The 21,228-nt window shown below is 64.3% G+C and carries 21 protein-coding genes; 7 read left to right on the plus strand and 14 right to left on the minus strand.

The window, feature by feature from the left end; genetic code table 11:
* Positions 1-91 precede the first annotated feature (91 nt).
* Genes OUZ30_RS01130 through OUZ30_RS01145 form a run of 4 tightly spaced genes read right to left on the minus strand, consistent with a single transcriptional unit; the run spans position 92 to position 3,487 of the window.
* Positions 92-583, minus strand: a complete 492-nt coding sequence (locus OUZ30_RS01130) for a hypothetical protein (protein ID WP_266180319.1) — start codon at positions 581-583, stop codon at positions 92-94.
* Positions 580-1,935, minus strand: coding sequence for a GldG family protein (locus OUZ30_RS01135; protein WP_266180320.1), 1,356 nt, complete (start codon positions 1,933-1,935; stop codon positions 580-582). The genes OUZ30_RS01130 and OUZ30_RS01135 overlap by 4 nt, the downstream gene beginning before the upstream one ends.
* The gene (locus OUZ30_RS01140; RefSeq protein ID WP_266180321.1) at positions 1,935-2,735 is read right to left on the minus strand and encodes an ABC transporter permease; all 801 of its coding nucleotides are present in this window, start codon (positions 2,733-2,735) and stop codon (positions 1,935-1,937) included. Before OUZ30_RS01140 ends, OUZ30_RS01135 begins: the two co-directional genes overlap by 1 nt.
* Positions 2,732-3,487, minus strand: a complete 756-nt coding sequence (locus tag OUZ30_RS01145) for an ABC transporter ATP-binding protein (RefSeq protein WP_266180322.1) — start codon at positions 3,485-3,487, stop codon at positions 2,732-2,734. The genes OUZ30_RS01140 and OUZ30_RS01145 overlap by 4 nt, the downstream gene beginning before the upstream one ends.
* A gap of 175 nt (positions 3,488-3,662) precedes the next feature.
* Here OUZ30_RS01145 and OUZ30_RS01150 point away from each other — a divergent pair, with 175 nt between their 5' ends.
* Together OUZ30_RS01150 and OUZ30_RS01155 are read left to right on the plus strand one after the other, a co-directional pair.
* On the plus strand, positions 3,663-4,856 hold the full coding sequence (locus OUZ30_RS01150) for a DesA family fatty acid desaturase (RefSeq protein ID WP_266180323.1): 1,194 nt from the start codon (positions 3,663-3,665) through the stop codon (positions 4,854-4,856).
* A 146-nt stretch (positions 4,857-5,002) separates the two neighbouring features.
* Complete coding sequence (locus OUZ30_RS01155) at positions 5,003-6,112, plus strand: saccharopine dehydrogenase family protein (RefSeq protein WP_266180324.1); 1,110 nt, start codon at positions 5,003-5,005, stop codon at positions 6,110-6,112.
* 10 nt (positions 6,113-6,122) lie between these two features.
* On the opposite strand, the gene OUZ30_RS01160 is transcribed toward OUZ30_RS01155, so the two are convergent.
* From OUZ30_RS01160 to rpmB, 4 genes are read right to left on the minus strand one after another with little or no spacing between them, the layout of a single operon-like run.
* Positions 6,123-6,536 carry a thiol-disulfide oxidoreductase DCC family protein gene (locus tag OUZ30_RS01160; protein WP_266180325.1) on the minus strand — a complete coding sequence of 138 codons (414 nt, stop codon included), beginning with the start codon at positions 6,534-6,536 and terminating at the stop codon, positions 6,123-6,125.
* Positions 6,526-7,173, minus strand: coding sequence for a DUF4166 domain-containing protein (locus tag OUZ30_RS01165; RefSeq protein WP_266180326.1), 648 nt, complete (start codon positions 7,171-7,173; stop codon positions 6,526-6,528). The genes OUZ30_RS01160 and OUZ30_RS01165 overlap by 11 nt, the downstream gene beginning before the upstream one ends.
* A gap of 57 nt (positions 7,174-7,230) precedes the next feature.
* Complete coding sequence (gene rpmG, locus OUZ30_RS01170; RefSeq protein WP_008211962.1) at positions 7,231-7,398, minus strand: 50S ribosomal protein L33; 168 nt, start codon at positions 7,396-7,398, stop codon at positions 7,231-7,233.
* 10 nt (positions 7,399-7,408) lie between these two features.
* Positions 7,409-7,645 carry a 50S ribosomal protein L28 gene (gene rpmB / locus OUZ30_RS01175; protein WP_266150965.1) on the minus strand — a complete coding sequence of 79 codons (237 nt, stop codon included), beginning with the start codon at positions 7,643-7,645 and terminating at the stop codon, positions 7,409-7,411.
* A 300-nt stretch (positions 7,646-7,945) separates the two neighbouring features.
* Here rpmB and secB point away from each other — a divergent pair, with 300 nt between their 5' ends.
* From secB to OUZ30_RS01190, 3 genes are all read left to right on the plus strand, one after another.
* The gene (secB, locus tag OUZ30_RS01180) at positions 7,946-8,449 is read left to right on the plus strand and encodes a protein-export chaperone SecB (RefSeq protein WP_266180327.1); all 504 of its coding nucleotides are present in this window, start codon (positions 7,946-7,948) and stop codon (positions 8,447-8,449) included.
* A 17-nt stretch (positions 8,450-8,466) separates the two neighbouring features.
* Positions 8,467-9,492 carry an NAD(P)H-dependent glycerol-3-phosphate dehydrogenase gene (locus tag OUZ30_RS01185; RefSeq protein WP_266180328.1) on the plus strand — a complete coding sequence of 342 codons (1,026 nt, stop codon included), beginning with the start codon at positions 8,467-8,469 and terminating at the stop codon, positions 9,490-9,492.
* A gap of 113 nt (positions 9,493-9,605) precedes the next feature.
* The gene (locus tag OUZ30_RS01190; protein ID WP_266180329.1) at positions 9,606-12,635 is read left to right on the plus strand and encodes a DEAD/DEAH box helicase; all 3,030 of its coding nucleotides are present in this window, start codon (positions 9,606-9,608) and stop codon (positions 12,633-12,635) included.
* A gap of 153 nt (positions 12,636-12,788) precedes the next feature.
* Here the strand turns inward: OUZ30_RS01190 and OUZ30_RS01195 are convergent, their stop codons facing one another.
* Together OUZ30_RS01195 and OUZ30_RS01200 are read right to left on the minus strand one after the other, a co-directional pair.
* On the minus strand, positions 12,789-13,109 hold the full coding sequence (locus tag OUZ30_RS01195) for a hypothetical protein (protein WP_266180330.1): 321 nt from the start codon (positions 13,107-13,109) through the stop codon (positions 12,789-12,791).
* Positions 13,110-13,213: 104 nt separating this feature from the next.
* Complete coding sequence (locus OUZ30_RS01200) at positions 13,214-13,897, minus strand: HAD family hydrolase (RefSeq protein ID WP_266180331.1); 684 nt, start codon at positions 13,895-13,897, stop codon at positions 13,214-13,216.
* Between the two features lie 373 nt (positions 13,898-14,270).
* Between OUZ30_RS01200 and OUZ30_RS01205 the strand changes: the two genes are divergently transcribed.
* Entirely contained in the window at positions 14,271-14,618 is a 348-nt protein-coding gene (locus OUZ30_RS01205) for a hypothetical protein (protein WP_266180332.1), read from the plus strand.
* A 133-nt stretch (positions 14,619-14,751) separates the two neighbouring features.
* On the opposite strand, the gene glk is transcribed toward OUZ30_RS01205, so the two are convergent.
* The 4 genes from glk to OUZ30_RS01225 all read right to left on the minus strand — a co-directional run bounded on the left by glk (position 14,752) and on the right by OUZ30_RS01225 (position 20,020).
* Positions 14,752-15,774, minus strand: a complete 1,023-nt coding sequence (gene glk, locus OUZ30_RS01210; protein WP_266180333.1) for a glucokinase — start codon at positions 15,772-15,774, stop codon at positions 14,752-14,754.
* A gap of 354 nt (positions 15,775-16,128) precedes the next feature.
* Positions 16,129-17,535: a cytochrome c gene (locus OUZ30_RS01215; RefSeq protein WP_266180334.1), complete on the minus strand. Its 1,407-nt coding sequence runs from the start codon at positions 17,533-17,535 to the stop codon at positions 16,129-16,131.
* Positions 17,532-19,307 carry a GMC family oxidoreductase gene (locus OUZ30_RS01220; RefSeq protein ID WP_266180335.1) on the minus strand — a complete coding sequence of 592 codons (1,776 nt, stop codon included), beginning with the start codon at positions 19,305-19,307 and terminating at the stop codon, positions 17,532-17,534. The genes OUZ30_RS01215 and OUZ30_RS01220 overlap by 4 nt, the downstream gene beginning before the upstream one ends.
* Positions 19,304-20,020 carry a gluconate 2-dehydrogenase subunit 3 family protein gene (locus tag OUZ30_RS01225; RefSeq protein WP_266180336.1) on the minus strand — a complete coding sequence of 239 codons (717 nt, stop codon included), beginning with the start codon at positions 20,018-20,020 and terminating at the stop codon, positions 19,304-19,306. The genes OUZ30_RS01220 and OUZ30_RS01225 overlap by 4 nt, the downstream gene beginning before the upstream one ends.
* A 298-nt stretch (positions 20,021-20,318) precedes the next feature.
* On the opposite strand from OUZ30_RS01225, the gene OUZ30_RS01230 reads away from it, so the two are divergent.
* Positions 20,319-21,221 carry a cation diffusion facilitator family transporter gene (locus tag OUZ30_RS01230; RefSeq protein WP_266180337.1) on the plus strand — a complete coding sequence of 301 codons (903 nt, stop codon included), beginning with the start codon at positions 20,319-20,321 and terminating at the stop codon, positions 21,219-21,221.
* The last annotated feature ends 7 nt before the right edge of the window (positions 21,222-21,228 follow it).

Here is a 21,228-nt window from a genome sequence, read left to right on the forward strand (position 1 = left end):
CTCCTGCCGAGGGATGGCCTAGATATGGGGAGGAGCGGGCGGGGCGCAAGTGGCCTTGTCGCTGGTCGTGCGGGTGATGCCGCAAAGCGGCCTACTTCGCCCGCTTGATCTCGCCGGTGACCGGCCTGGGCATGTAGCGTACGGAAATGAGCGCCACACGCTCACCCACGCGCACATAGCGCTGCGGGCCCGTGACCGACGTTTCCCCGAATTCCAGGCGCTGACCGTCCAGGCTGAGCACGGCCAGCGGCGGGGACAGGCCAATCTTGGCGGGAATGAAATCGCTGGCCGGGCGCCAACTGAGCACGACGGCCGCCGCCGTATTGACGATCTCGCCAAGGCGTCCGTCATCGGCACGCGCTGGCGTGCCGTCGGTGCGCCACCAATGGCCGTCACGCCGCGCGTAGTGTTCGGTGGGACCTTGGCCTAGGTTGAGTTCCACCTGAGTGACTGAGGCGGGCGTCAGATTCAGCAAAGTGCCAGGATCTTTCGCGCGATCGCTCTGCCATTGCCAGCCGGCCACCGCGACCAGCGCGACCGCGCCGCCGATCATCCACAAGCATTGGCGCACGGCTCGCTTCATGCGCGGCGCCGGCGCCAGGTGATCCATCCGCCGATGCCCAGCAGCAGCAGCGGCAACACGACCAGGAAGCCCAGGGTCACGCCGCTCAGCTGCGCCTGCGAAATTTGCAGCACGCGGTCCGGCGCGCCCCGCGGCGGCAAGTTGACCAGGGCGTCGTCGCCGAGCAGCCAGTCAAAGATGCGTTCACCCAGTGCGCGATTGCCGCCATTGCCCAAGAACGTGTTGGAGAGGAAGTCGCCGTCGCCGATCAGCACGACGCGCTGCTCTTTCTTGTCCGGGCTAGGCGAAAGCCGGGTCATCGCAAAGGCAAAGTCCAGCGGGCCCTTCAGCTCGCCGAGGCTGGCGTCGTACTGGACCGTGGAGCTTTGTGCATTGTCGATGGGTTTGAACTCGGTCCAGCTTTGCGCGCTGGAGCGCAGGAACGGCATCACGGTCCAGTCGCTGCGTGCGCTCACCGCCAGGGCAGAGACTTGCGGGAACAACGTGGTCAACGTCAGGCCGCGCGTGATCGGGTTTACCGGGTAGCTTCCCAAGGTGATCATGCGCGGGTCGTGCAGGCCCAGCGCCGCGCCCTGGCCATCGACGAGGACGCCGGGCAGCACGCGCACGCTCAGCGCATCGGCCAGCGACTGCAGATGCAGGTCATCGTTGCTCGGTTCGGTTAGCCACAGCAGGTTGCCGCCATTGGCGACGTAGTCGGTCAGCGCCTTCGCCGCCGCATCGGGCAACGCCAGTTCCGGGCTCGCCAGCACCACCAGGTCGGTGTGTTGCGGTACCGCGTTCACTTGGGAGAAATTCAGCGGCACGGCACGCATGCCGCGCCCTTCCAGCTGCGCCATGAAGGTGCCGAGGTCTGCATTGCCCTTGCCGTCGGCGCGGCGCTCGCCGTCACCGGAAACGAAGGCCACGATGCGCTCGCCGCCACGTGCCAGGCGTTCCAATCCATTCGTCATGCTGCGCTCGGACAATTCATCCAGACGCTGCTCACGACCCAGATAATGGATGATCAGGGCGCCGTCGACCGTGATGCCCAACTCGCGCATCGCGGCCGGGTCCTGCTGCGGATCGACGAAGCGCAGCGACAGGTCATTCTTCACGCGCTGATAGCGCTGCACGAAAAGGCTGATGGTGTTGCGCAGATCCCCTTGCGGGCTGGCGTAGCTGACGATCTCCACCGGGCCACCGAGCGTCGCCAGTACGGCACGAGTTTCGGTCGACAGGCTGGCGCGGCCGCCGTAAGTCCAGTCCGTAGCGAACTCATACCGCATGGTGAGGTAGCCCAGCGCGCCCGCGCCAAGCAGCAGGGCCACGGCGAACAGCCAGCTGTTCAGATGTCGGAACAGGCGCGTCATCAGCCGCGCTCCCGCTCGGAGGCCAGGCGTTGCGTGGCAAGCGCCAGCGCGACCGCGATGACCAGCACGAACCACATGACGTCGGCGCTGGAAACCAGTCCACGCAGCAGCGACTCCAGGTGATTGCTCATCGACAGCCAATTGAAAAAGCCGTTGCCGACGCCAGCCATCTGCGCGCCCAGGTTCACGCCAGCCAAGGCCAGTCCGAGCATCAGACTCATGGCGGCCGCCATGGCGGGAAGCGCCGTGAAGGCCGAGCAGGCCACGCCGATGGCGGCGAGCGTGGCCAGCATCAGCAACAGGCCCAGCGATGCGGACGCCAGCTTGCCCCAGTCCAGGGTGACGCCATGCGCGAGACTCAAGGGCATGACCAGTGCCAGCACCAGCCAGATCAGCAGCCACAACATCAGCGCGAAGTACTTGCCCAGCACGATATGCGAGGCGGGCAGGCCGGCGGCGAACCAAAGCGGCAAGGTGCCGTTGCTGCGCTCGCCGGCCAGGGTCGACATGGCCAGCAGCGGCACGATCACCAGCGCCAGCTCTGCAACACCGAACGGCAGCATGCCGCCGGTAAGGATGCTGCTCAACATCGGTATGCCGACCAGGTCGGTATAGCCGGGGCCGCCGGGTAGCGCGGCAAGCTTGATCTGGCTGGCCAGGAAACCGCCCAACAGCAGCACGAAGCGCCAGGCCAGCAGGGCCAGCGTCAGTGCGGCGAGCACCCAGGCCAACGGCCGGACAAACAGGCGCCGAAGTTCCAGTCGCGTTACCGCGAACACGCCCATCAACGGCAGGCTCATGCGGCTTGCATCCGGTCGCGGTTCTCGTCGCCGCGCATGGCGATATCGAAGAAGGTCTGTTCCAGCATGCGGTGGTCGTCGTCTTTGATCGGGCCGTCGTAGCGCAACTGGCCTTCATGCAGGATGGCCACGCGATCGCAGGCGGCCGTCACCTCGGCCAGCAGATGCGTGGAAAGAATGATGGCAGTGCCGGCAGCAGCCTGTTCGCGGATCACGCCACGCAATGCCGCCACTTGTACCGGGTCGAGCGCGTTGGCGGGTTCGTCCAGCACCAGCAGGGAAGGTTCATGCAGCAGCGCACAGGCCAGCCCCAGCCGTTGGCGTTGGCCCTGCGACAATACGCCGGCCAGTCGAGGGGCCAGCGAGCCCAGGTCGAGGCGCTCGATGATCTTCCTGCAGGCCTGTGCCAGGGCCGCGCCATGCAGGCCGCGCAGGCGCCCATGAGCGTCCAGATGTTCGCTGACGGTCAGTTCTGGCCACATAGGGGCACGTTCCGGCAGCCAGCCGATGGCACGGCGAGCCAGTTCGGGATGCTCGATAAAGTCCTTTCCATTCAGCTTGATGCTGCCTTTATCGGGCACCAGGGCCCCGGCCACCATGGCCAGCGTGGTCGACTTTCCCGCACCGTTGACCCCCAGCAAACCCAGTACCTGTCCCGAGTCCAGCTGCAGGCTGAGATCGGTCACGGCAGGTCGCCCGGCGCGGTGGCGGGTTATGTGATCCAGTTGCAGTACGGCGGTAGGCGCGGTCATTGCATGATTGTCACGGGACCCCCACTTATAGACAACTGGGTGAGGGCCCTAATGCGTGGCACAGCACATTAACTTTGTCGCACGAAAGAGGTGCGACAATATTTTGCGTTGTCCATGCTGGCGGGTACGGAAACCCCTCGCATAGACTGATATTTCATACACCTGGGTGTTTCCCATGCTCGACGCAGTCCTCAATTTCTTGTCCAACGGCATCACGCATGCCGGTTGGCTCAGCATGTTGATCTACATGCTGGTCATGACCCAGCTCACCATCTTCACGGTGACGCTGTACCTGCACCGCTGCCAGACGCATCGCGGTGTGGACCTGCACCCGGTGGTGGCGCATTTCTTCCGCTTCTGGGGCTGGCTCACCACGGGCATGGTCACCAAGGAGTGGGTGGCGGTGCATCGCAAGCACCACGCCAAGGTCGAGACCGAGGAAGATCCGCACAGCCCGCAGATCTACGGCATCAAGAAGGTGTTCTGGGACGGCGTCTCGCTGTACCGCGATGCCAGCGAAGTGAAGGAAGACCTCGAGAAGTACGGCCGCGGCACGCCTGACGACTGGCTCGAGCGCAACGTCTATGGCGCCCATCCGTATTGGGGTCCGACCCTGATGCTGGTGATCAGCTTTGCCCTGTTCGGCGTGATCGGCGCCGCGCTGTGGGCCGTGCAGATGATGTGGATCCCGTTCTGGGCCGCCGGCTTCGTCAACGGCATCGGCCACTGGTGGGGTTACCGCAACTTCGAAAGCGCCGACACCGCGACCAACCTGATTCCCTGGGGTTTCTGGATCGGCGGCGAAGAGCTGCACAACAACCACCACGCCTTCCCGAGCTCGGCGAAGTTCGCCCTGCGCAAGTGGGAGTTCGATATCGGCTGGGCCGCCATCTGCGCTCTGCGTGCCGTGGGCCTGGCCAAGGTGCTGCGCGTGGCGCCGTCGCTGGACGTGCGCCCGAACGTACACCTGCCGGATGCCGAAACGCTGAAGGGCGTGCTCACCCATCGCTTCCAGGCGATGACCGACTACTACCGCAACGTGATCATCCCGACCATGCGCGACGAAGCGCAGCACGCCGGCGACAGCATCAAGTCGACGCCGCGCCGCATGCGCCGTGCGCTGGCCGACGGTGGTCGTTGGCTGGATAGCGAAGGTCGTGACCGCATGCAGGCCGTGCTGGCTAAGCGTCCGACCTTGAGCACGGTGTGCGATTTCCGCGCCCGCCTCGCCGCCCTGATGGAGCAGCGCGGTCCCGACCAGGCGCTGAAGGGTCTGCAGCAGTGGGTCGCCGAAGCGGAGCAGAGCGGCATTCGCTCGCTGCAGGAATTCGCTGCTCGACTGAAGAGCTATTCGGTCGCCAACGCCTGATTGGTTTTGCCACCGAAGTGATGAAAAGCCCGCCGAAAGGCGGGCTTTTTTTTACGTCTGGATTCTCGTCAGCGGGGCGTGCCGTGACAGGCGCCCGCCTACTCGGCTTTAATGGGAAAGTTCTTGGGAGCGTGAGCGGGGCAAGGATGGGCTTACGGGTAATTGTCATTGGAGCGACCGGTGTGTTCGGCTCTCGTATCGCGCAACGTCTGGCTCGCGATCCGCGTTTCTCGTTGACTATCTCCGGGCGCCGGTTGCCTCCGCTGGAAGCACTGCGTGTGTCGATGGGCGATCCGCTAGTTCAGGTCGCAACGCTGGATGTCGAAGGTGATGATTTCCCGCGGGCCTTGGCGCAGCTCAAGCCGCAGCTGGTCATCCATACCGCAGGTCCGTTCCAGCGACAGGACTATCGCGTCGCCGAGGCGTGTCTGGCTTGTGACAGCGATTACATCGATCTGGCCGATGGCCGTGATTTCGTGTGCGGCTTTGATCGCCTGGATGAGTCCGCCAGACATGCAGGTCGCCTGCTGGTCAGCGGTGCATCCAGCGTGCCTGCCTTGAGTTCGGCTGTCGTCGATGCGCTAACGCCACGCTTCGGCAGGCTCGATCGTATCGAGCACGCGATCAATCCGGGCAACCGCACGCCGCGCGGTGATGCCACGGTGGCTTCCATCCTCGGTTATTGCGGTCGCCCGATACGAGTCTGGCGGCAAGGGCAGTGGGCAAACAGCCATGGCTGGATGGATAGCCAGCGCCAGGTGTTTCCCTTTGGTCGACGCCGAGTCGGCGTGTGCGACATTCCGGATCTCGAACTATTTCCTTCACGCTATCCGCAAGTGCGCACCGTCGTTTTTCGCGCTGGCCTTGAGCTGCCCTTGTTGCAGTGGGCTACCTGGTGCGCTGCGGTGCTGGTGCGGCTTGGTCTTGTTCGCGACCTGGCATGCCACGCGCCCTGGATGCGGCGCCTGAGCGAGCGTTTCATCCGTTTTGGAACGGATGTCGGTGGCATGAGCGTCGAGATGCGTGGCGAGGATCGAAATGGCGTGGCGCTCCACCTCCGATGGTGGCTAGAAGCGGATGCGGGCGACGGGCCGCAGGTGCCAGTGACGCCCGCTGTCGTGCTGGCGCGACAACTCGCGGACGGGAGGGTGGAGGCTAAAGGGGCGTTGCCGTGCATGGGGCTGCTCACGCTTGAGCAGATAACCGCCGGCTTTGACGGATTTGCGCTGCGTACAGGCTTCGAGCTAGTGCGCTAAGGACTCTGATCTATTCGATAAATCGCCAGGCCTGGTCGGGCTCTGGAAGTCGGCACTGGGAGCGCCTGCCGAAGAGCCGGTAGCGATGTCTGGCCATCCAGCGATAAGCGGGATCACGCAGGCCTGGCGGTACGGCACGCACAGCAGCACTGGCGTAACGCCAGCGCCCACCGAGCTGCTTGAGCACGCGGGCGATCGCATCAGTATTGCTGAAGCCGTGGCCATCCTGCACGAGCAGGAACGACGATGGATCGTCGGGTGAGAGGCCGTGTGCGATAAGCAGGGATCGCCCCTGCGCGCCTTGCATGGCCGCGAGCCGAAAAAGGCCGGCGTGATCGTGACGGAGAATGAAATCCACCCAGCGACTGCAGAGCACGCAGACGCCGTCGAATACGATGACGGGCGGACTGTTGTCACTGGCCATCGGCCAGCTCCAGCCAACCGCGATAGGCGACCAGTTGTCCGATCAGCGGCAGTCGCACATCGATATCAAAGGCATAACGCCCACCGTGCGCACCGCTGCGGGACAGCACGTTGCCGCACAACCAAGGCGGCAACGGCACGCCCAGCAGGCGGGCGCTGCACAACTTCCAGTCGATCACGTCGCCATCGCGGCGAAGTTTGAAGTGCAGCGATACCGGTCCGAGGCGTTCGCGCAGTTGCCTGCCGTCGACGCTGCGCAAGGTAGAGCGCATATGCCCGCTCGCAAAGCGCCGGATCCAGGTTTCCTGGCCATTACGGCGTTCAATAGTAAGCGCCAGCGCCTGGTCGGGGCCGGGCTCGGGTAAGCGCAGCAGGCGTCTCAGCAGTCGCGCCGGCAGCCGTGAGCTACCTTCGACCGTCGCGTAGCCTGCGGCATGCACCCGCGCGTCATCGCCGTGCATGCGCCGAACGGGTGTTGCCAGCTGGCCCCATTCGGCGGAGCCAAGCAGCGAGTGGAACAACGCAGGGGGCATGGGCATCACGCGCATGATGCGTGGCGACGCGGGCGGCAGCAAGTTCGGGCCGGGTTTATCGGCATGTTCGGGGCGAGATGCCCTGGGGTCCGGCTTGGGCAACAAAAAACCCGCCTTGCGGCGGGTTCTTTGCGGAGACTTGATCGTAAGCCGCAGTGCGGATTACTTGATCTTGCCTTCCTTGTAGATCACATGCTTGCGGACGACCGGATCGTACTTCTTGAACTCGAACTTTTCCGGCGTGTTCTTCTTGTTCTTCTGCGTGGTGTAGAAGTGGCCGGTACCGGCCGAGGAGATCAGGCGGATCTTGTCTTGTTTGCTATTAGCCATGGCTCAATCCTCAGACCTTTTCGCCGCGAGCACGCAGGTCGGCGATCACGGCCTCGATGCCATTCTTGTCGATGGTGCGCAGTGCGTGGTTGGAAACGCGCAGCTTCACCCAGCGGTTCTCGCTCGGGACCCAGAAGCGACGCTCATGCAGGTTCGGCAACCAGCGGCGACGGGTTTTATTGTTGGCGTGCGAGACGTTGTTGCCGGTCTGCACACCCTTTCCGGTGACTTGACATACACGGGCCATGATGACCTCCGTAATCGGTGTACCGCCCGTTAGCCAGGGCGACATCGGCCCAGCGGCGCTGTGCGCCACGCGATGCTGGAGGGTGTTGATTTCGGGGTCTGCCGTGAGGTCCGCATCGCGTCGCGAACGTGCCCGAAGCATCGGGTCGGCATAGTCGAGCCAGGCATTCTCCCAGAAAAACAGGGTCATGCGCAATATTTGCTCAGTTCGGGGGTATCCGCATGGCGGCCTGCGGGGATGTATGGAACAATCCAACTCTTTGCTCAACCGCATATCGCACTTTTTTACGAGGGATTTCCCATGGCAGATTTCACCGCCAACGGCCCGGCCAATGGCCAGGCTGGCCAGCCGCAGCTGGTGTTGCAGAAGATCTATGTGAAGGACGTGTCCTACGAGGCACCCAACGCCCCGCAGATCTTCCAGGAAGTGGGTGAAACGGAGGAGCAGCCGCAAGTGCAGCTGAACCTGGGCCAGAAGGCCGTCGACCTGGGCAACGACCTGTACGAAGTGGTGCTCAGCTTGACCCTGACCTGCATGCTCGGCGAGCGCACGGCCTATTTGGCCGAAGTGCAGCAGGCTGGCGTGTTCGGCATTGCCGGCTTCAGCGAAGTCGACCACGCCGGCATCATCAACAGCTACTGCCCGAACCTGTTGTTCCCGTACGCACGCCAGGTGCTTTCGTCGCTCGTGCTGGAAGGCGGCTTCCCGCCGTTCCTGCTGCAGCCGATCAACTTCGATGCCCTGTTCGCCGAACAGCAGCGTCGCGTGCTCAGCGGCAGCGCCGCTCCGATGCTCAATAGCTGATCCGATAGAGCCTGCTTATGGAAGAGCGTCCGATCCTGGCCGTTCTCGGCGCCGGTTCCTGGGGCACTGCGCTGGCGGCCCTCGCCGCGCGCAACCAGGTGCCGACCCGGCTGTGGGGCCGTGATGCCTCCGCGTTGAAGGCGATGGCCGAAGGCCATCGCAATCATCGCTATCTGCCGGATGTCGAGTTGCCGGCCGAGCTGGTCTACGAGCCCGACCTCGCCGCTGCTTTGCGCGGCGCGCAGGTCGTGCTGATCGTGGTGCCGAGTCACGCGTTCGCCTCCATGCTGGAGGACATCGAGCCCTGGCTGGAGCCCGGTGCCCGCATCGCCTGGGCCACGAAGGGTTTCGAGCCGGGCACCGGCCGCTTCCTGCACGAACTGGTGGCCGAGCGTTTCCCGGGGCGTGCCGCGGCGGTCGTGACGGGCCCGTCGTTCGCGCGCGAAGTGGCCGCTGGCATGCCGAGCGCCGTCACCGTGCATTCCGACGACGACGCCTTCGCCCACGAACTGGCCTTGTTGCTGCACGCGCCGAACTTTCGCGCCTATTCGGGCAGCGATGTGTTGGGCGCGGAGCTGGGCGGCGCGATGAAGAACGTGTTGGCGGTCGCCACCGGCGTCGCCGACGGCATGGAGCTGGGCCTCAATGCCCGCGCCGGCCTGATTACGCGTGGCATGAACGAAATGCTGCGACTGGGCGTGGCCTTGGGCGCGCGTCCTGAAACCCTGATGGGCTTGGCGGGGTTGGGCGATCTGGTGCTTACCTGTACCGGTGACCTCTCCCGTAACCGCCGCCTGGGCCTGGCGCTCGGACGCGGCCAGGGCATTGCAGAGGCCGTTCGCGAGATCGGCCAGGTGGTGGAAAGCGTGCTCACGGCGGACGAAGTGGTCCGTCTGGCGACCAAGCACGAGCTCGACTTGCCTATCAGCAGCGGCGTACGTGCTGTCCTGCACGGCGAGGTCACGCCGGCCGAGGGCCTCAAGTTGCTGATGGGGCGCCAGCAGAAGCCTGAGTATCCCAAGGGATTATTCGGTCCGTTTTGAGCTGTGAAGCCATGTGTCATCGTCCGACATCAAAAACCGGACGATGAGACGCGCACTCGTGCAAGTCCCTTGCTAAGCTCAATGTTTTGGTCGCCCTAGCGGACTGAAAGCGCATGCAGTCACCGGACGATAAACAGCACGGCGAACTGACTACGCCTCGTAGTGACAGCGGTGGCGAGACATTGCCTGGTGTCTGGCGCAAGCTGCTGGCATCGGCGGCAGCGGGTGCGCCTTATGAACAAGGCGTGCTGGGCTTTTTCCTCGAAGTGATGCCTGAAGAAGGCATGCCCTACGCACATCTGGACGTCGCGCCCGTGCTGTTGTCCGTGGCCGAGCAGGGCGGTCGCTTCGTGCGTCCTGCGCCGCTGGACAGCAAACATCTGCAGCAACGGCCACTGCAACCGCACGAGCAGCGTCTGGCCGCTACCGTGCTCGGCCTGCCGCAGAGCTTGCGCAAGAGTCGCAGCTACGCGCGGCTGTCTGGCCACGTCGGCGATGCACTGCTGGCGGAGATTCTCGATACCTCGCCGTGTTTCCTGGGCGGCCTCGCCGGCCTGCGCGTGTCGCGCGGCAAATCGCATCAACTCAATTGGCAATGGCGTCTGGAGCAGGACGGCAGCCAGCGGCTGCTGCCTTCGTTGCCGACCAATCATCGCCTGCTGCGCATCGATGGCTTGTGGTACATGGACGCCGAGCGCGCCGAGCTGGGTCATCTGGAGGCGCCGCTGGAAGAAGCCCAGTGGCTGGACCTCCCGCCGCTGAGCCACGAATACAGCCAGATCTTGCGCGACACCTTGCCGCGCAGCCGGCTGGCGCATCGGCTGCCGCTGCCGCAGGTGCTCGGCGAAATGCGTCGCGCCGAATTGTCACCCAAGCCTGTGCTGACCCTGCACGCGCTCACCCGTCATGCCCGCCTGGCCGCCGGCACACCGCCGCTGGCCTATGCGCGCCTCGCCTTCGACTATGCTGGCGAGCGCCTGCCTGGCCGCGGCGGCGAGCCGTTGGTGCGCCGCGTGCGCAATGGCCACCTGTTCGAGATCACCCGGCGTCGCGCGGAAGAACTCTCCGCGATGGAGCAGCTGGAGCGTGCTGGCCTCACGCCGGGCGTGGATACCGAAGGCCTACCCTGGGATATTGCCGACACGTTGCCCGAAGATGCCTGGCTTTTCCCCGGCAAAGGCTACGCGGGTGCGCTGGAAGTGAACACGCCGGCGCGCTGGCTGGCGCTGCGGCCCAAGCTCGAAGCCGAAAGCTTTGTGCTCGACTACGCGCCCAGCTTCCCGTTCGAGGTGCTGGAAGGGCCGGTGCGCTGGTACGGCAATGCGGTCGAAGATGCCGACGATCACGCCTTCGACCTAGAAATCGGCATCGAGGTCGAGGGCAAGCGGCATAACCTGCTGCCCGCCGTGGCGCAGGCCTTGGCCGAGCATCAGCTCAACCTCAGCCCCGCTCCGAACGAGCCGGAAGACGCCGTTTGGTACGCGCCGGTGGACGAACGCCGCCGCGTGCCGGTGCGCCTGAAGGAATTGCGCGGGCTGCTTGCACCACTGGCCGAGTATCTCGAACGCCCTCGCAACAAGCTTCACCTGCCACGCGTGCAGGCGGGCCGCCTGGAAGAACTGGTCGAAGCCTTGCCCAGTGGCAGTGAGCTGGTCGCACCGGACGCGCTGCGTGGCTTCACTGCTCGCTTGCGCGATGCGGCGGAGCGGGCCAGCGATGCCGTGCCGGAAGGCCTTACGGTCGAACTGCGCCCCTACCAGCGCGAAGGCCTGCGCTGGCTCAACGCACTCGCTGAAGCGGGGGTGGGCGGCGTGCTGGCCGACGACATGGGTTTGGGCAAGACGCTGCAGCTGATCACTCATCTGCTCGCGCTGAAAGAGCGCGGCGCGCTGACCCAGCCCGCGCTGGTAGTGGTGCCCACCAGCCTGATTCCGAACTGGCAGGCGGAAGTGGCCCGCTTTGCCCCCGCGTTGCGCGTGCTCGCGCTGCATGGGCCGCAACGCGGCGGCGATTTCTCGCAGCTCGGCGCGCAGGACATCGTGCTGACCAGTTATGCGCTGCTGCCGCGTGACGTGGTCACGCTGCGCAAGCAGCCGTTCGCGCTGATCGTGCTGGACGAAGCGCAGCAGGTGAAGAACCCCCGCACGCAGGCACGCCGCGCGGTGCTGAGCCTGCGCGCGCCGCGCTGCATCTGTCTCACGGGCACGCCGTTGGAAAATCATCTGGGCGAGCTGTGGTCGCAGGTCGACCTCGCGGTGCCCGGCTTGCTCGGCGACGAGGGCGCGTTCCGCCGCCATTACCGCCTGCCGATCGAACGTCATCGCGATCCCGATTGCCAGGCTCGCCTCAATCGCCGCCTTGCGCCCTTCATCCTGCGCCGGACCAAGTCGCAGGTGGCGTCCGAATTGCCGCCGAAGACCGAGATCACGCGACGCGTGATCCTCGAAGGCCGCCAGCGCGAACTGTACGAGAGCCTGCGTCTGTCACTGGCCGAAGAGCTGCGCGAAGTCATCGCCCAACGCGGCATCTCGCACAGCGGCATCGTGGTGCTCGATGCCTTGCTCAAGCTGCGCCAGGTTTGCTGCGATCCGCGCCTGGTGAAGCTGGAGGCGGCGCGCGGCGTGCGCGATTCGGCCAAGTTCGAATTGTTGATGGACATGTTGCCCGCGCTGTTGGGAGAAGGCCGCAAGGTGCTGCTGTTCTCGCAGTTCACCGAAATGCTCAAGCTGATCGCGCATGAGCTGGATCGTCATCGCATTCGCTATGTCACGTTGACCGGTGAAACCCGTGATCGTGCCGAGCCGGTGCGCCAGTTCCAGGAAGGCGAAGTGCCGCTGTTCCTGCTCTCGCTCAAGGCGGGTGGCGTCGGCTTGAACCTCACCGCGGCAGACACCGTGATTCACTACGACCCGTGGTGGAACCCGGCTGCGGAGGCGCAGGCCTCCGATCGCGCGCATCGCATTGGTCAGGACAAGCCGGTGTTCGTGTTCCGCCTGATCACCGGCGGCACGGTGGAAGAGCGGATCGAGGAAATGAAGGCGCGCAAGGCCGAGTTGGCCGAAGCCGTACTTGAAGGTGGCGGCACGCGCGAGAAGCTCAGCTTTGATCAGTCGGATCTGGATGCGTTGCTGGCGCCAGGTTGATCTGCCTTCTCCCTCTCCCCTTCGGGGTGATGGCTGGGGTGAGGGGTCAATCTTGCGCCAACGCTTGATCGAAGCGCGCTCAATCGAAGCGTCACCGCGAGCACCCGCCCCTCACCTCGATCCTCTCCCCAGAGGGGAGAGGAAGAAAGCGTCTCAACGCCTCGCCCGCAACAACCCATCCACCGCCTGCTGCCACTGCGGCGACCCTACCGGCAATTGCGGCGCCTCCTGACCCAGTCGGTGCTGCACCGCGTGATTCCACTCGTCCGAGCCGGGGTCGGGTCCGTGCCCCTCGGCGTCGGTGACATGCACGCGGCTGTCGACCCACGCATACCATGCGGTGGAGCCGAGCACGGCGTTGTCGGGCACGTTCTGGGCGGACTTTGGTTGCGGCGGTTTCTGCTCGGGCGGTGGTGAGGTGGGCGAACACGCGGCGAGCAGGGCGAGCGGGAGCATGGCGAGATATCGACGCATGGCGGCCTCCGATCAGCGGACAGACCTTGAGACTAACCGCAGCGGTTCCCGCGGCGATGAATCGCACCTGACATGCAGGGTGCGACACGCGCACGCCACACGCCTCAACGGCGCGCAGCGACCTCGTCGATATGCTTGAGCAGATCCGCCGGATCTTCATACACGCGGAATGCACCGGCATCTTCCAGCTCTTCCTCGCCGTAGCCACCGGAGAGCAGGCCTACACCCAGTGCGCGCGCACGTTGCGCCGCAAGCATGTCCCAGATGCTGTCGCCGATGACGAGGCTGTAGTGGACGTCTACGCCGAGTCGCTCTGCCGCGGTGATGAAGAGATCCGGATCGGGTTTGGCATAGCGCACCTGATCGCGCGTCACCACCGGCACCTTCGATGGGTCGACGCCGAGCGCCTCGAGATTGTGTTGTGCCGTCTGCATGCGCCCGCTGGTGGCAATCGCCCAGGGAATCTTTTCGTCCGTGAGGAAGGCAAGTAGTTCACGCGCACCAGGCAACGGCCGTACCGCGTCCTGCGCGGCCTGCCGGTTGTACGCCTCGGCGTGCCACTGGCGCAGTCGCGTCAGCCGATCCTCGGTGATTTCTAAACCTGTTTCGCGCAACAGCATGTTGGCGAACAAGCCACCGCTCATGCCGATCTTGCGATGGATGCGCCACACCGACAGCTCGACACCTTCGCGATCGAGCGCTTCCTTCCAGGCCAGCACGTGCTGGTAAACGCTGTCAACGAGCGTGCCGTCGAGATCGAACAGAAAGGCAGTGCCATGGTGCGACATGGGGTGATGCCGTTGCAAAAAAGGGTGGGCCGAGAATAGCACCAAGCGCGCTGCGTCCCTGGCGAGCACCGCACGCCAGTCGGGATTTTCTCGCTCGTCATCACGGGTAAAAAAATATGCCGTGGGATGACAGACAAATGGATTCGGCCCGTGGATCCTACGAGCGCCCGACAAATTGAGTAGGACAAAGATCTTTAATTTGTAGTCCTAAATCATGTCGGGTTGAGGGGTTTCGTGATGGCCGTGCGCGCCGTGGTGCAAGGACCACGCGTGGCACGGGCCCGGCCGCGGCTATCCGGAATTCGCCCAGGGGCCGTCGGCACGCAGCTGCTTTCGGTGGCGTGGGGCGTCATAACAGTTCGCAGGGGACGATATGAAAAGTGCAGTCACGGTTCTGGCCATGGGCTTGTGCGTAACGAGCGCTGCGCTCTATGCCGCACCACCCGTAAGCAGCGGGATGGTTCGATTCAGAGGGCTGATCGTGCAAGACACCTGCGTCAGCACGGTACCGGCCTCGCTTGACTCCGGGGCGCTACGCAAGCACTCCACTTGCGCAGACATGGCGGCCAGTGGCGGCACTGCGGCGCATGGCCCGGTCTACGACGAGTCGATGACCATGATTGCCGGCCACTCCGGCGTGGATGTGCTCGACTACCACATCGATAACCTGCAGGGAGTATCGGTCGCGTCGGTTCATTGGCTTACCCGGGACTACGACTGAGCCGCTGTACTCGACGACTACGTCGACCTCGTGCGCTCAGGCTCGAGCAAACAGCTTCGCGTACTTACGCGGAACTACAGCTGAGCGCGTCCGCGATAAGAGCCCCCGCGCTCCATCTTCGAGCGTGGGGCTTTTAGCCGCCACCAGCGACCAGAGGCCTGCCCGCTTCTAGCACGGCCAGCGCGGCGGCGCCGAGCAAGCCTGGCTCGGGGTGGACCATGGCCACGGTAGGTACCTGTTCCATGGTTTCGCGGAAGCGGCCCTTGGCCTCAAAGCGCTCGCGGAAATTACCTCGCTTGATCCACGGCAACAGGATGGGCAAGACGCCACCGGTGAGGTAGACACCGTCCCAGCCACCGAGGCTGAGCACGAGATCGCCCGCCACGCTGCCGAAGATGCCGGCCAGCGTTTCCACCGTGCGCACGCACAGCGGGTCGGTGCCCGCCTCGGCGCGCGACGTGATGTCTTCGGGTGTGTATTCCTCGGCCGGCTCACCAGCGATGTCGGCGAGGGCGAGGTAGAGATTGACCAGGCCGTTGCCGCAGATCATGCGCTCGTTGGAAACACGACCGAAGCGGTCGTTGAGGCGGTGCAGGATCTCCACGTCTTCCGCGGTGTGTGCGGCGAAACCGGCGTGACCGCCTTCGGTTTCCAGCACGATCCAGTGAGATTCGCGGCGCAGCAGGCCGGCGACGCCCAGGCCGGTGCCCGGGCCCATCACCACATAGGTCTGCGGCTCGCGCGTACCGAGTGGCGGCAGCGGCTGCGGGCCGACCGACGACAGCTGGTCGGCGAGCAGCAGGGGCACGGCCATGGCCTGCGCGGCGAAGTCGTTGACCAGGTGCACCGAATCCATCTGCAGTTCGGTCTGCAGCGCATGCGCCGCGACCTGCCAGGGATTGTTGGTGACCTTGACCGTCTCGCCCTCACTGATGCGACCGGCAGCGGCGATGATGCCGCGCTGGGCGCGGTGCCCGGTGTCTTCGAAGTACTGACGGATCGCGTCAGCCAGAGAGGCATAGTCCTTGACCCGGTAACGACGAACGCTGTCTTCCATCAACGGCGCGGCGCGACCGGTATCGGCCAGAGCGAAGCGCACATTGGTGCCACCGAGGTCAGCAAGCAGGGTCGGGGCGGCACGGGCTGGCGTTCTCATGGAGGGTCCTGGCGGAGGGGAACAATAAGCGTGACTCCCCGACGCCTGTTCGTCCAGTGGTTCACCGGGTTTTGGACGGTAATTCGGGCCCCGGAGGGCCGCCCCCACCATGCGCGGTGGCATGGTCTGCATGAACTATTCGGCGTTTCGAAACTTGCTGCGTTCCAGGAGTCCGTTCAATGCCTCAGCGACGGCCAGGCACTCGCCCCCTTCCTACCCGTCTACCCGTCCGCCCGCCTAGCCGTCATCCCCGCGAAAGCGGGGATGACGGTGAGGGAGGAGTACCGCTTTTTTGCCTATCTCTTCCCTCGTTACCGAAGGCTTGAACGGGCCCTTACAGCCTTCGTCGCATCGCTAGTGCTGCGTGGCCGGCGTCGCACCAGGTCGCCCAGCACGCGGATCGTAGCCCGTCATCATCGGCTCTCCCGCAGGCGGCAGCCCCCGCATATGCGCCACCAGTTGCGCATCCACCACCCCCCCGCGATTGCCCCAGCTTGAGCGCACGAAAGTCAGTATCTCGGCCACCTCATGATCCGTCAGCCGATCTCGAAACGCCGGCATGCTGAATTGACTCGGCGCGTCGCGACCCGACGGCATGGTGCCGCCATGCAAGACCAGTCGAATGACCGAACGCGGGTCGTCGCCGTTGATGATCGGGTTGCCCGCCAGCGCGGGATACACATAGCCATAGCCGTGGCCATCCGTGCGATGGCAGGTGGCGCAGTTATCGATATAGAGCTGCGCGCCGGGTGCACTCACCTTGCCGGCGAACAAGGCGTCGCGCGTCGCCTGGTCGTAGGTGACGGGCGTTTCCTGGCGCGAAGGTGTAAGCGACTTCAGAAACGTCGCGACCGCGGTGAGGTCGTCGTCACTCATGAACTGCGTGCTGTGCTCCACCACGTCGTACATCGAGCCGAAGATGGCGCTGCGTTCGCTGCGTCCGCTCTTGAGTACAGTCACCAGCTCGGCGTCGGTCACGCTGCCGAGCCCGCTGGCCGGTTCGCCGCGCAGGCTGGGCGCAACCCAGTTGTCGCTTTCGCCGCCACTGAGGAATAACGGGCTGTTGCCCAGCGAGCGCTCCTGCAGCGTGAACGCCCGGGGCGTATGACAGGCACCGCAATGGCCCAGCCCTTCCACCAGATATTCGCCGCGCGCCAGCACCGGGTGTTGCGACATGGCCACCTGCATGGGTTCGACCTTCGGAGCGAACAGCCAGCGCCAATAGGTCAATGGCCAGCGCATCGACAGCGGCCAGTGAATGCGATTGGGCAGATTGTCCTGCTCCACCGGCGTTACGCCGCGCATGAAATAGGCATACAGCGCCTGGATGTCCTGGTCGCTTACCCGTGAGAACGAAGGGAACGGCATCGCCGGGTACATGGTTTGTCCCGACGGCTTGATGCCGCGCCGCACGGCGCGCTCGAACTGACCGTAGGTGTAGCTGCCGATGCCGGTCTTCGGATCCGGCGTGATGTTGGTGCTGAAGATGGTGCCGATCGGTGAAGCAATGGGCAGCCCACCCGCAAAGGCCTTGCCGCCGGGCGCCGTATGGCAGGCGGCGCAGTCGCCGAGCCTGGCCAGGTATTCACCCTGCTTGATCTGCGCATCGGTTGGCATCGGCAACGTCGCTGCGGCATCGCCACCACCGCGGCCCAAGGCGAAGGTGGCCAACCAGGCCAGCACGACCAACACGATCAACCAGAGGACGATACGTAGCAGGGCGCCACCACCGCTACGACGACGATGGGCCAGGGTGTTCATGCCTGCACCAGGGGGCCGGGGTTCTTGAGGTAGGTCTCGCGGATCGCCTTGACCGATCGATAGGTCAGGCCGCCGATGAGGCCGGTCGGGTTGTAGCCGATGTTCTGCGGAAACGCCGATGCGCCGGTGACAAACACGTTATGCACGTCCCAGCTTTGCTGGAAGTTGTTCAGCGCGCTGGTGTTGGGGTCCTTGCCCTGGATCACGCCGCCGGTCGTGTGCGTGGTCTGGTACTGGCGCGTGTCGTAGTGATCACCCGGTTTGCGGATGGTCTGCGCGCTCTGGCGCGGTTTCATCTGGTCGACAATCTCCTGCGCGCGGTCGGTCAGGAAGCGCGTCATCTTGTATTCGTTGTCGTGCCAATCGAAGGTCATGCGCAGCAAGGGCAGGCCGAAGCTGTCCTTGTAGGTGGGATCAAGGTCGAGATATCGATCGCGATAGGACATCACCGAGCCGTGCGTCTGCACGCCGGTGGTATGCAGGTAGCTGTCCTTGGCGGCGCGTTTCCACTTCTCACCCCACGCGGGCGTGCCCGGCGGCAACGTCAGTTGCTGGATCGGACGTCCACCGGTTTGGCCGCCCAAAATGTAACCGCCGCCGACGAAACCGTGCGGGCCATGATCGAAATGGTCCGAGTTGAAGTCGTCGATGATCTGATTGCCACCCGAGCCTGCAGAGGCGAACGGGTTGATCGCCACGTCCTTGTCGTAGAACAGCGCGATGCTGCTCATCATCTGGTACGCGTAGTTTTTGCCGATGACGCCGGTGCCGGTCTTCGGGTCGTACGGCTTGCCGATGCCCGACATCAGCATCAGGCGCACGTTGTGCATCTGGAAGGCGGCGACGATCACCAGGTCCGCCGGTTGCTCCACCTGCTGGCCCTGCGCATCGATATAGGTGACGCCCGTGGCACGCTTGCCGGTGTTGTCGAGATTGACGCGGGTGACATGGCTGTTCGTACGCAGCTCGAAATTCGAGCGACGCATCAGCACCGGCAGGATGGTGGTCTGCGGCGAGGCCTTGGAATACATATAGCAGCCGAAGCGCTCGCAATAGCCGCACAGATTGCACGGGCCCAAGCGTGCCCCATACGGATTGGTGTACGGCTGCGAGGCATTCGACGAGGGCTGCGGGAATGGCTTGTGGCCGAGTGTACGTGCCGCGTCGGCGAACAGCTTGGCCGCGTAGTTGTCGGCTACGGGTGGGTTCGGATACTCGCGTTTGCGCGGGCCTTCGAACGGATTGCCACCGTCCTTGATTTCGCCGTTGAGATTGCCGGCGCGTCCCGACGTGCCGCAGACATATTCGAACTGATCGAAGAACGGCTCCAGCTCGTCGTAGCTGACGCCGTAGTCCTGGATCTGCATGTCCTCCGGCATGAACTTCTTGCCGTAGCGCTGCGTGATATGGCTTTCTAACTCCATATCTTCGGGCGACGGCCGGTAATGCTGGCCGTTCCAATGGATGCCAGCGCCACCGACGTGGGTGCCGAACAGGAACGAACCGTACTGCCGATACGGCACGGCGGTTTCATCCAGCGTGTGGCGGATCGTGATGGTTTCGCGCGCCAGTGGCTGGAACAGGCCTCCACGGATGCCATAGGCCAACTCGTCGGCGCTGCGCGGATAAGCGAAATCCGGAGAGGTGTCGCGATAATCCCCGCGCTCCAGCGCGAGGATGTTGATGCCTGCATCCGCCAGTTCCATGGCCATGATCGCGCCGGTCCAGCCAAAGCCGACGATCACCACGTCGACCGGTTTCATGCGCGTCATGATTTCGCTCCCTTGATGGACACGGGACCGAGCGGATAGACCTTGCCGGGCTGTTCGATCCAGTCGGCAAAGTCGGCGCGCGCACCGGGAAAACCGATCATCTTCCAGCTGCCCATGTTCTTGTTGCCGCCATACATCGGGTCGGCGAAATAACCTTCCTTGGTATTGGTCAGCAGCAAGGAGAAGAAGGCGGTGGCTGGCAGTTGATCCAACTTGATGTCGCCTTTCTCCAGCCCATGCAGCACCTCGTCGCGTTGCTCGGGGGGCAGGGCAGAGAAGTGTTTGTTGTGCTGCTTCTGGCACCAGTCGTCGACGGCGGCGATACCGGTGCGATAGAGGTCGCGGGGTGCGAAGCGCAGTTGATAGCCCAGGGTGGGCGGCGTATCGGGCACAAACGGCCCTTGCATATACCAGAGGCCGCCGTGTCCGTAGGCGTCATCCATCTGGCGATCGAGAAATTCGGGGACGCCCAGTTCCAGTGCACCGGGTCCGTCTTCGCTGGAGGGAATCAATCGATCCACCGCCGCCTGGATGAATTCCCATTCGGGCGCGGTGAAGTAGTGGGGCGTATACGCCGGCCCCGCGGTGGCGGGTGCGGCGCCGCCCTGGGACTGTGCGATGGCCGACGTCCCGAGCAGACTCACCGCCGGAACGGCGACCAGTGACTGCCGTAGAAAGTCGCGCCGAGACGGCGAGCCGAGCTTGTCCGACATGGCATTCCCCGGGCGTTCGAAAAATCCCGATCATGCTGTGCCGCCCAATGACTGCAAAACGTGAAGGTTGCGGCGCCGTGCTCGCCCGGCCAAGTGAGCTTCCAAGGCACGCGTTTCGAAGGGCCCTATCTGCCTTCACGGCCAGTCGACCGGCGGCATTGTCACAATCAAGAAACACGTTGTCGCAGCGGCTTCACGCGCGTCACCAAGCATAATGAAGGGGAGCAGCGCGGACGTTCCGCGTGACATCGCGTCGCGCCGAATCCTTACCAGCGCGCAGTCAGCCAAGACGAGTGCCATGGATACCTCACGCGAACAAAGCCAGCTGCGCCTTTCCATCGTTCTGGCCTTGCTGATAGGCGCGGCAAGCGTGGTGGCTGGCCTGTTCATGCGCTCGCAAGCCATCGCCTTCGACGGCTTCTATTCGCTGGTCGATGCCGTGCTTACGGGTGGCTCGCTGGCAGTCTCACGCCTGGTCGCCAGTGAAGGCAGCCGCCGATTCCAGTTTGGCTATTGGCATCTCGAGCCGTTGATCGTGGTGTTCAATTCGGCCGTCCTCGCCGTCGTGTGTAGCTACGCCGCCTTCACCGCGGTGCACGACCTGCTCACGGGTGGGCACGAGCTGTCGTTCGGCATCGGCGCCGCCTGGGTCGCGTTCGTGGGCGTGTTCTGCATGGGCATGGCGTTCTATATGCATCGACACGCTGTCGCGCTGGGCTCGGTCTTGCTGCAGGTGGATATGCGCAGCTGGTTTATCAGTGGCTGCATCAGCATTGCCGTGCTGGTCGGCTTTGGCATCGCCGCCATCATCAAAGGTGGTCCGCTCGATCATTGGACGCGCTATATCGACTCCACCATCCTGCTTCTGCTCACCCTCGCCTTGCTGCCACTGCCACTGAAGAGCCTCTGGCATGCGTTGCGCGAGGTGCTGCAACTGGCCCCGGACGAGCTCGACAGCCGCGTGCGCTCGGTGATGGAGGCCTTGGTGAAGGAGCAGGGCTATCTAAGGTTCGACAGTTACGTCGCCAAGATCGGCCGCATGCGCTTCATCGACATCCACGTCCTGGTCGAGCCGAGTCGACCCCTGGGCACGATGAGTGAAGTGGATGCCGTGCGCAGCGACATTGCCGCCCGGCTGGGCAGTGATATCCGGGTGGAATGGCTGACCATCACGTTCACCGGCAAGCGCGAGTGGATGTGACAGCCGG

This window comes from Dyella humicola (assembly GCF_026283945.1).
Lineage (GTDB): Bacteria > Pseudomonadota > Gammaproteobacteria > Xanthomonadales > Rhodanobacteraceae > Dyella > Dyella humicola.

Bases quoted from the DNA above. Each gene is read 5' to 3' on its own strand.
- OUZ30_RS01135 (WP_266180320.1), bottom strand. From the start codon at position 1,935: ATGACGCGCCTGTTCCGACATCTGAACAGCTGGCTGTTCGCCGTGGCC.
- rpmB (WP_266150965.1), bottom strand. From the start codon at position 7,645: ATGGCCCGTGTATGTCAAGTCACCGGAAAGGGTGTGCAGACCGGCAAC.
- OUZ30_RS01220 (WP_266180335.1), bottom strand. From the start codon at position 19,307: ATGACGCGCATGAAACCGGTCGACGTGGTGATCGTCGGCTTTGGCTGG.
- OUZ30_RS01215 (WP_266180334.1), bottom strand. From the start codon at position 17,535: ATGAACACCCTGGCCCATCGTCGTCGTAGCGGTGGTGGCGCCCTGCTA.
- OUZ30_RS01230 (WP_266180337.1), top strand. From the start codon at position 20,319: ATGGATACCTCACGCGAACAAAGCCAGCTGCGCCTTTCCATCGTTCTG.
- OUZ30_RS01155 (WP_266180324.1), top strand. From the start codon at position 5,003: ATGGGCTTACGGGTAATTGTCATTGGAGCGACCGGTGTGTTCGGCTCT.
- glk (WP_266180333.1), bottom strand. From the start codon at position 15,774: ATGAGAACGCCAGCCCGTGCCGCCCCGACCCTGCTTGCTGACCTCGGT.
- OUZ30_RS01140 (WP_266180321.1), bottom strand. From the start codon at position 2,735: ATGAGCCTGCCGTTGATGGGCGTGTTCGCGGTAACGCGACTGGAACTT.
- OUZ30_RS01195 (WP_266180330.1), bottom strand. From the start codon at position 13,109: ATGCGTCGATATCTCGCCATGCTCCCGCTCGCCCTGCTCGCCGCGTGT.
- OUZ30_RS01160 (WP_266180325.1), bottom strand. From the start codon at position 6,536: ATGGCCAGTGACAACAGTCCGCCCGTCATCGTATTCGACGGCGTCTGC.
- OUZ30_RS01130 (WP_266180319.1), bottom strand. From the start codon at position 583: ATGAAGCGAGCCGTGCGCCAATGCTTGTGGATGATCGGCGGCGCGGTC.
- OUZ30_RS01150 (WP_266180323.1), top strand. From the start codon at position 3,663: ATGCTCGACGCAGTCCTCAATTTCTTGTCCAACGGCATCACGCATGCC.
- OUZ30_RS01205 (WP_266180332.1), top strand. From the start codon at position 14,271: ATGAAAAGTGCAGTCACGGTTCTGGCCATGGGCTTGTGCGTAACGAGC.
- OUZ30_RS01190 (WP_266180329.1), top strand. From the start codon at position 9,606: ATGCAGTCACCGGACGATAAACAGCACGGCGAACTGACTACGCCTCGT.
- secB (WP_266180327.1), top strand. From the start codon at position 7,946: ATGGCAGATTTCACCGCCAACGGCCCGGCCAATGGCCAGGCTGGCCAG.
- OUZ30_RS01225 (WP_266180336.1), bottom strand. From the start codon at position 20,020: ATGTCGGACAAGCTCGGCTCGCCGTCTCGGCGCGACTTTCTACGGCAG.
- OUZ30_RS01145 (WP_266180322.1), bottom strand. From the start codon at position 3,487: ATGACCGCGCCTACCGCCGTACTGCAACTGGATCACATAACCCGCCAC.
- OUZ30_RS01200 (WP_266180331.1), bottom strand. From the start codon at position 13,897: ATGTCGCACCATGGCACTGCCTTTCTGTTCGATCTCGACGGCACGCTC.
- OUZ30_RS01185 (WP_266180328.1), top strand. From the start codon at position 8,467: ATGGAAGAGCGTCCGATCCTGGCCGTTCTCGGCGCCGGTTCCTGGGGC.
- rpmG (WP_008211962.1), bottom strand. From the start codon at position 7,398: ATGGCTAATAGCAAACAAGACAAGATCCGCCTGATCTCCTCGGCCGGT.